Origin of the sequence: Pseudomonas sp. IT-P218 (assembly GCF_949767605.1) — a bacterium.
GTDB classification, from domain to species: Bacteria; Pseudomonadota; Gammaproteobacteria; order Pseudomonadales; family Pseudomonadaceae; genus Aquipseudomonas; species Aquipseudomonas putida_AE.
In genome coordinates, this window is record NZ_CATKQQ010000017.1 from 37,123 (window position 1) to 43,809 (window position 6,687).

Genomic DNA, 6,687 nt, shown 5'->3' on the forward strand with positions numbered 1-6,687 from the left:
TGTGAACAATTCAAGCAATGCATCTGTGGTTCCAGAAAGTGATTCGGTTCTCGCGCGCGCCGTGAGCAAAGTGAAGAGGCATGTACTCCCGCTGTTCGTGATCATGTTCATCCTCAACTACATCGACCGGGTCAATATCGGTTTCGTGCGCACCCACATGGAACATGACCTCGGTATAGGCGCTGCCGCCTATGGCCTGGGAGCAGGCCTGTTCTTCATTGGCTATGCGCTGTTCGAAGTACCTTCCAACATGCTGCTGCAAAAAGTCGGTGCCCGTATCTGGCTGACCCGCATCATGTTCACCTGGGGCATCGTCGCCACGCTGATGGCCTTCATCCAGAACGAAACCCACTTCTACATCCTGCGTTTTCTGCTGGGCGTCGCCGAAGCAGGCTTCTTCCCTGGCGTGATCTATTACTTCACCCGCTGGTTGCCAGGCGTCGAGCGCGGCAAGGCCATCGCCATCTTCCTCAGTGGCTCGGCCGTTGCCTCGCTGATTTCAGGCCCGCTGTCGGGTGCCCTGCTGCAGATCGAAGGTTTCGGTTTTCACGGCTGGCAATGGATGTTCGCCATCGAAGGCCTGGCCTCGGTATTTTTGGGCTTTTTCGTCTGGTTCTGGCTTGACTCCAAACCTCATGATGCCAAGTGGATGACCCGTGAAGAGCAAGACGCACTGGTCGGTGCCATCGATCAGGAGCAACGCGAGCGTGAAGCGCTGACCACCGTGAAACCGACCATTGGCAAGCTCCTCAAGGATCGTCAGATCCTGCTGTTTTGCGCCTTGTACTTCTGCATTCAATTGACGATCTACGCAGCGACCTTCTGGCTGCCCAGCATCATCAAGAAAATGGGCGACCTGAGCGATGTGCAGGTCGGGTTTTTCAACTCGATTCCCTGGTTGATCTCGATCATCGCCATGTACTCGTTTGCCGCCCTGTCGAGCAAGTTCAAGTTCCAGCAAGCATGGGTCGCCACTGCCCTGCTGATTGCAGCGGCTGGCATGTTCCTGTCCACCACCGGCGGGCCGATCTTCGCTTTCGTCGCCATCTGTTTCGCGGCAATCGGCTTCAAGTCAGCGTCTTCGCTGTTCTGGCCAATCCCCCAGGGCTACCTGGATGCCCGCATCGCCGCCGCCGTCATCGCGCTGATCAACTCGATTGGCAACCTGGGTGGTTTCGTCGCCCCCACGACCTTCGGCTTCCTGGAACAGACAACCGGGTCGATCCAGGGCGGCCTCTATGGGCTGGCCGGCACTTCGGTACTCGCCGCGATCCTGGTGTTCTTCGCCAGGACTTCGCCGAAAGCATCGTCCCTGCTGACGCCGCCAAACGCCGCTGCAACGGGTGCGACCCTGAGCAAAGCTCACTGAACCCATTGATCGCTGACCGACCTTATTACGCAGGAATTTGCCATGAACGCTGAACAGACTGCCAACACCACCCAGTCCCCTGTCGTCACCAGTTTTCAGGTCGTACCCGTCGCGGGGCACGACAGCATGTTGCTCAACCTGAGCGGTGCCCACGGGCCGTTCTTCACCCGCAACATTGTCATTCTCAAGGACAGTGCCGGTCACACCGGCGTGGGCGAAGTACCGGGCGGCGAACGCATCCGCGAAACCCTGGAAGACGCTCGCAGCCTGGTGATCGGCCAGCCCATCGGCCAGTACCAACGCATCCTCAATCAGATGCGCAGCACCTTTGCTTCCCGTGATGCGGCGGGTCGCGGCCTGCAGACCTTCGACCTGCGCATCACCATTCACGCGGTGACCGCGATGGAAGCCGCGCTGCTCGACCTGCTGGGTCAGTTCCTCGAGGTTCCGGTGGCTGCATTGCTGGGCGAAGGGCAGCAACGCGATGCAGTGAAAATGCTCGGCTACCTGTTCTACATCGGCGACCGCACTGTCACGGACCTGGCCTACCGCAACGAATCCGACGCTGAAGACGAGTGGTTGCGGCTACGCCATGAGAAAGCGATGAGCGCCGAAGCGGTCGTGCGCCTTGCCGAAGCCGCAAAGGCCCGATACGGCTTCAACGACTTCAAGCTCAAGGGCGGTGTGCTGCGCGGCGATGAAGAAATCGAAGCGGTCACCGCGCTGGCCGAACGTTTTCCTGACGCCCGCATTACCCTTGACCCCAATGGCGCCTGGTCGCTCAAGGAAGCCATCCGCCTGTGCCGGGACCAGCACCACGCCCTCGCCTATGCCGAAGACCCGTGCGGTGCGGAAAACGGCTACTCGGGCCGCGAGGTCATGGCCGAATTCCGCCGTGCCACGGGCCTGAAGACCGCCACCAACATGATCGCCACCGACTGGCGCGAAATGGGCCATGCCATTCAACTGCAATCGGTCGATATCCCGCTTGCCGATCCGCATTTCTGGACGATGCAGGGCTCGGTCCGTGTCGCCCAGATGTGTCACGACTGGGGCCTGACCTGGGGTTCTCATTCCAACAACCACTTCGATATCTCCCTGGCCATGTTCACCCAAGTTGCCGCCGCCGCACCGGGAGAGATCACCGCGATCGACACGCACTGGATCTGGCAGGACGGCCAGCGCCTGACCCGAGAGCCGCTGAAAATCGAAGGTGGCTACGTCAAGGTTCCGACCCGGCATGGCCTGGGCGTGGACATCGACATGGACGCCGTGGCCAAGGCGCACGAACTCTACAAAGGCATGGGCCTCGGCGCCCGGGACGACAGCGTCGCCATGCAGTTCCTGATGCCTGGGTGGAGCTTCAACAACAAGCAGCCTTGCCTGGTGCGCTGATTCATGGGGGGGGGGCACCAGCAGTGTCCCTCCCCTGCATCGTTCATTAACCAAGCGGCGCGCTCAGTGGGCGCAAAGGATCGGGGCGGCGCGGCATACGGATTCCTCGTTCATATAATCATGGGTTTCCGTGAGGCCAATCCACGACGCAAGTGGCACGCCGAAACCAAGGCTTGAGGTTCTCGAAAATAGTTGTTGAAACACTATTCTCGATCCCCTAGCCTTCATTGAGTTTCGATAAGGAAAAGCCCCTATGCGCCCTTCACTCGCGCTTGACCTAAAGCGAAGTGCCGTCCGAGAAATGGTGAGCCGCTTTCGCGTGACTAATCCACGTATCTTCGGGTCGGTGCTGCGCGGTACCGATCTGGATGGCAGTGACCTCGACCTACTGGTCGATGCATTACCCGGCGCAACACTGTTTGACCTGGGTGGCTTACAAGTTGAATTGGAGTCACTGCTTGGCATCCATGTTGATTTGTTGACTCCCAGCGATTTGCCGTCGAAGTTTCGAGGCCAGGTCCTCGCAGAGGCCAAGCCAGTATGAATGAGAATCGCCTGGTTGATTACCTCGGACATATGCAACAGGCCGCAGTGGATGCCTGTGGCTTCATAGAGGGTTTGGACAAAGTCGAGTTCCTTGAAGACAAGCGTACGCAACAAGCCATCATTATGAGCCTCATCATCATAGGAGAGGCGGCGACAAAGGTAATGGATGGTTACGCAGAGTTCATTCTAGAACACTCGCAAGTGCCATGGCGCAGCATGCGTGGGATGCGCAACCGTATTGCTCACGGGTACTTCGATATCAACCTGGATGTCGTATGGGAGACGGTTAAAACCGCGTTGCCGGAATTGTTGACGCAGCTCCCCAGCGTTCTCGAAGACGCAGACAACAAAAGCAACATTTAAATAAAAATTTGCTGGCAAGTGGCGTTCCGAACAAGGACGTGTCCAAGAAACATGGCGTGTCCGTTCCTACGCTGCATCGCTGGGTACCCGCCACTGCGCACGCTGAGCGTACTCTAAATTCCGCGTTCTTTGACGACCCCTTGCAGTAATCGGTCTTCTTCCAGATTCTATCCCGATTCGCTATTACCTCCCATCCAATAAACGGAATGCCCAGGCACCGATCGACCTGGGATATACGATCAAACTGCAAGTGCGACCGTGCAGTGCTGGTGGCCGCTGTATGTGCCAAACATATGCAGATGCGCTACAACTCATAGAACCCCGGAGGTCCTCACAGCAAGCGAGCGAATGTGGATGAAACACACTCTCTACGTCGTCAGGTTGATTCGGTTCACATCCGCTTCGCTCGCCATGCTCGCCACCGGTGCAGTGGCAGAGGATCTCGAGCCCAGGTCCTATGCCAATACGCCGGTCGGTATCAATTTTTTGCTCCTCGGCTACAGCGATCTGCATGGCAACGTGACGGCCAATCCCTCGATTCCGCTGGAAGATGCCAAGCTCAAGATCGAGACGGTCGTGTTCGCCTTTGCCCGGTCCCTGGACGTCTGGGGTCGTTCGGGGAAGTTCGATGTCGTCGTGCCCGAGGCGAAATTGACCGGCTCTGCGCTGCTTGCCGGTGAGCCCAGGAAGCGTGATGTCACCGGGTTGATCGACCCCAGGTTTCGTTTTTCGGTCAACCTATATGGTGCCCCGGCGATGTCCCTGGCCGAGTTCCCCAGCTACCAACAGGATGTGATCATCGGCGCCAGCCTGGCGGTCACGGCGCCACTGGGCCAATACGACGACAGCAGGCTGATTAACCTGGGCAACAATCGCTGGTCGTTCAAGCCTGAACTCGGGGTTTCCAAGCGTGTGGGGCAAGTGACCTTGGAACTGTCGGGCGCGGGCACGTTTTTCACCGACAATGACCAATTACTCGGCGACCGCGTACTGTCCCAGGACCCGATCTACCAGGTACAGGGGCATCTTATCTATGCATTTGACAACGGTGTCTGGGCTTCGCTGGATGCGACCTGGTTCGAAGGTGGTAAAAGCTCGGTTGATGGGGTCAGTAACCACGATTATCAGGAAAACTCCCGCTACGGGTGCACCCTCACGCTGCCGTTGAACCGCAACCATTCGATCAAGCTCAATGCAAGTAATGGCGGATATACCCGCACCGGCAGCGAATTCGATGCTGTTGGCATGATCTGGCAGTATCGCTTCGGCGGTGGGCTTTGATTCTGTTCATGGGTCCGCAGCCTGGGACAACGGCCGGGCCACCTGCTCCAACGCCCGCCGCTCCGCCGCCACGCCCCAAACCCCTTGCACCAGCGCCGCCACACACATCAACGCCGCGCCGATCAGATAACCGATCAACAGACTGCCGCGTTGCTGGGTCTGGATCAGTTGGCCAAACAGCATCGGCCCGATGATGCCGCCCAGGCCAGTGCCAAACGCGTAGAACACAGCGATGGCCAAGGCGCGGATTTCCAGGGGGAAGGTTTCTGCCACGGTCAGGTAGGCCGAACTGGCCGCTGCCGAGGCGAAAAAGAAGATCACCATCCATGCCGCGGCTTGCTGGGTGACATCCAGCCAGCCCTGCTCGAAGGCATAACCACTGAGCGCTAGCAGGATCCCGGACGTCGCGTAGGTGAAGCTGATCATCACCCGTCGGCCGATCACGTCGAACAGTCGCCCCAACAGCAGCGGCCCGCAGAAATTGCCCAGTGCCAGGGGCAATACGTACCAACCAACCTGCTCGGCGGGCACCTGGTAAAAATCGGTCAGCACCAGCGCATAGGTGAAGAAGATCGCGTTGTAGAAGAACGCCTGCGCAGCCATCAGGGTCATCCCCACCAGCGCCCTGCGCCTGAAGCTGACGAACAGGGTATGGAAGATCTCCGCCAGCGGCGTATGGTCCCGCGCGTGCAGGCGCAGGGGTTGAGCGGTCACGGCCGGCAGTTCATGGCCTTCTTCGCGCAGACGCGCTTCGATGCCTTCGACGATCTGTCGCGCCTCATCGTGCCGACCATGGATCACCAGCCAGCGCGGGCTTTCCGGCAGCCACAGGCGCATCACCAGGATCACCAGGCCCAGCGCGGCACCGATGCCGAAGCACAGGCGCCAGCCCAGGTCGCCGCCGACCACCTGCGGGTCGAGCAGGACAATGGCCCCGCCGGCGCCCAGGGCTGCGCCTAACCAGAAGGTGCCGTTGATGATCAGGTCGACCCAGCCGCGATAGCGTGCCGGGGTGAATTCCTGGATCGTCGAATTGATTGCCGTGTATTCGCCGCCAATCCCCATGCCGGTGAGGAAGCGCAACAGCAGGAAGCTTTCCAGATTGAAGGAAAACGCCGTGGCCGCCGTGGCGCCGACATACAGCCATAACGTCATGAAGAACAGTTTGCGCCGCCCGAGGCGATCGGTCAGCCAGCCGAACAGCAAGGCACCGACCACGGCGCCGGCTATATAGATGCCACCGGCCAGGCCAATATCGAAGTTGCTCATGCGCAGGTCGGGGCTGTTTTTCAGCGCGCCGGACACCGAGCCGGCCAGGGTCACTTCCAGGCCGTCGAGCAACCAGGTGATGCCCAGCGCGACCACCAGCAGGGTGTGAAAGCGGCCCCACGGCAAGCGGTCCAGGCGGGCTGGAAGATCGGTTTGGAATATCGCGCCGGCTTGTTGGTGGGTCATCGCCACAACTGGGTCATGTGCAGTGTGTTGTGAATTAGGAGTCAGCCCCAGGATCGGGAGTTCAACATTCACACCCAACAAACCTGTAGGAGCTGGCTTGCCAGCGAAGAGGCCGGCACAGCCGACATCTTCCTCGCCTGACAAACCGCCTTCGCTGGCAAGCCAGCTCCTACAAGGTGATCACCGCCAGACGCAATTCCCGGCAACACCCAACAACCTGTAGGAGCTGGCTTGCCAGCGAAGAGGCCCGCACAGCCGACATCTTCCTCGCCTGACAA

At 59.4% G+C, this 6,687-nt stretch carries 6 protein-coding genes and 1 pseudogene; 6 read left to right on the forward strand and 1 reads right to left on the reverse strand.

Annotation, left to right across the window (positions count from 1 at the left end):
* Nucleotide 1 precedes the first annotated feature (1 nt).
* From ACM6I6_RS13385 to ACM6I6_RS13410, 6 genes and pseudogenes are all read left to right on the forward strand, one after another.
* Nucleotides 2–1,369 (forward strand): MFS transporter, encoded by a 1,368-nt coding sequence (locus tag ACM6I6_RS13385; protein ID WP_274076365.1) that lies wholly within the window; start codon nt 2–4, stop codon nt 1,367–1,369.
* A 42-nt stretch (nt 1,370–1,411) separates the two neighbouring features.
* Nucleotides 1,412–2,764 (forward strand): glucarate dehydratase, encoded by a 1,353-nt coding sequence (gudD, locus tag ACM6I6_RS13390; RefSeq protein ID WP_414920025.1) that lies wholly within the window; start codon nt 1,412–1,414, stop codon nt 2,762–2,764.
* 253 nt (nt 2,765–3,017) lie between these two features.
* A complete protein-coding gene (locus tag ACM6I6_RS13395) occupies nt 3,018–3,308 on the forward strand; it encodes a nucleotidyltransferase family protein (protein ID WP_323607664.1) in 291 nt (96 codons plus the stop codon).
* Nucleotides 3,305–3,673 carry a DUF86 domain-containing protein gene (locus tag ACM6I6_RS13400; protein ID WP_323607663.1) on the forward strand — a complete coding sequence of 123 codons (369 nt, stop codon included), beginning with the start codon at nt 3,305–3,307 and terminating at the stop codon, nt 3,671–3,673. Before ACM6I6_RS13395 ends, ACM6I6_RS13400 begins: the two co-directional genes overlap by 4 nt.
* Before the next feature lie 2 nt (nt 3,674–3,675).
* Nucleotides 3,676–3,822 (forward strand): annotated as a pseudogene (locus ACM6I6_RS13405) (helix-turn-helix domain-containing protein); the annotation flags it as partial.
* 205 nt (nt 3,823–4,027) lie between these two features.
* A complete protein-coding gene (locus tag ACM6I6_RS13410; protein WP_414920026.1) occupies nt 4,028–4,954 on the forward strand; it encodes a transporter in 927 nt (308 codons plus the stop codon).
* 6 nt (nt 4,955–4,960) lie between these two features.
* Here the strand turns inward: ACM6I6_RS13410 and ACM6I6_RS13415 are convergent, their stop codons facing one another.
* Nucleotides 4,961–6,409 carry an MFS transporter gene (locus ACM6I6_RS13415; protein ID WP_414920027.1) on the reverse strand — a complete coding sequence of 483 codons (1,449 nt, stop codon included), beginning with the start codon at nt 6,407–6,409 and terminating at the stop codon, nt 4,961–4,963.
* Between the last annotated feature and the right edge of the window lie 278 nt (nt 6,410–6,687).